Source organism: Kineococcus indalonis (genome assembly GCF_009906395.1).
GTDB lineage: Bacteria > Actinomycetota > Actinomycetes > Actinomycetales > Kineococcaceae > Kineococcus > Kineococcus indalonis.
Genome location: NZ_JAAALM010000863.1, coordinates 1 through 1018, shown reverse-complemented (window position 1 = coordinate 1018; position 1018 = coordinate 1). Strand labels below are relative to the sequence as shown.

At 75.9% G+C, this 1018-nt stretch carries 1 protein-coding gene; it reads right to left on the bottom strand.

What is annotated here, in order from left to right:
* Positions 1–142: 142 nt before the first annotated feature.
* Entirely contained in the window at positions 143–874 is a 732-nt protein-coding gene (locus GTR00_RS21605) for an SDR family oxidoreductase (protein WP_166613547.1), read from the bottom strand.
* Positions 875–1018: the final 144 nt, after the last annotated feature.

Below are 1018 nucleotides of genomic sequence, written 5' to 3'. Positions count from 1 at the left end.
GTGGGGGTCTCGGTGGGGGTCTCGGTGGTGGTCACGGGGACCACCCCACCGGTGGGCGCGGGGGCGCACCAGGGCCGCTCCTGCCCGGTCACGGCGTGACCGGGCAGGAGCCGCGCAGCAGCACCGGGCGCGCGGGACGTGCTCAGGGGCGCTGCCCGCTGGGGCGCACCACGACCTCGTTGACGTCGACGTCGGCCGGCTCGCCCACCGCGTAGGCCACGGCGCGGCCGATCGCGGAGGGGGCGATGGCGGTGCGGCGGTACTCCACCATCCCCGCGCTGGCCGCGGGGTCGGTGATGTGCAGGGCCAGTTCGCTCTGCACCACGCCGGGGGTGATGGTCGTGGCGCGCACCGTCGACGGCAGGTCCTGGCGCAGCCCCTCCATGAGCGCCCACACCGCGTGCTTGGTGGCGCAGTACACCGCGGCGGTGGGCACGACCTCGTGCGCCCCGATCGAGGCGGTGGTCACGAAGTGCCCGGAACCCTGGCGCAGGAAGTGCGGCAGGGCCGCGGCGATCCCGTGCAGCACGCCCTTGACGTTGACGTCCACCATGCGGTTCCACTCCTGCACCAGCAGCGCGGTCGTCGAGGACAGCAGCATGACGCCGGAGTTGGCGACGAGGACGTCGAGGCGCCCGTGCTCGGCGACGACCGCGTCGACGACCTCGCGGTGGGCGTCGGCGTCGGTGACGTCCAGGACGGCGGTCGAGGCGCTCCCGCCGGTGCGGGCGATGTCGGCGGCGACCTGCTCGAGGCGGTCGCGGCGGCGGGCGGTGAGGACGACGTGGTGCCCGGCGCAGGCCAGTTCGCGGGCGACGGCCTCGCCGATCCCGCTGGAGGCGCCGGTGACGAGGACGATCTTCTGCTCGGTCATGCCCTCGAGGCTGCCCGCCCACCGGGGCCGGTGGGGAGGCCGCGTCGAGGGTGGCCGCGGCACGGCCACCCTCGACGGCGGCACCCGCGGATACGGTGGACCCGTGAGCGCGGCGGGCACGGCGGGGACGGTGGGGGCGTGAGC

What these genes read in the sequence shown, in the direction of transcription:
- GTR00_RS21605 (WP_166613547.1), bottom strand. Translation starts at nt 874, where the DNA reads ATGACCGAGCAGAAGATCGTCCTCGTCACCGGCGCCTCCAGCGGGATC.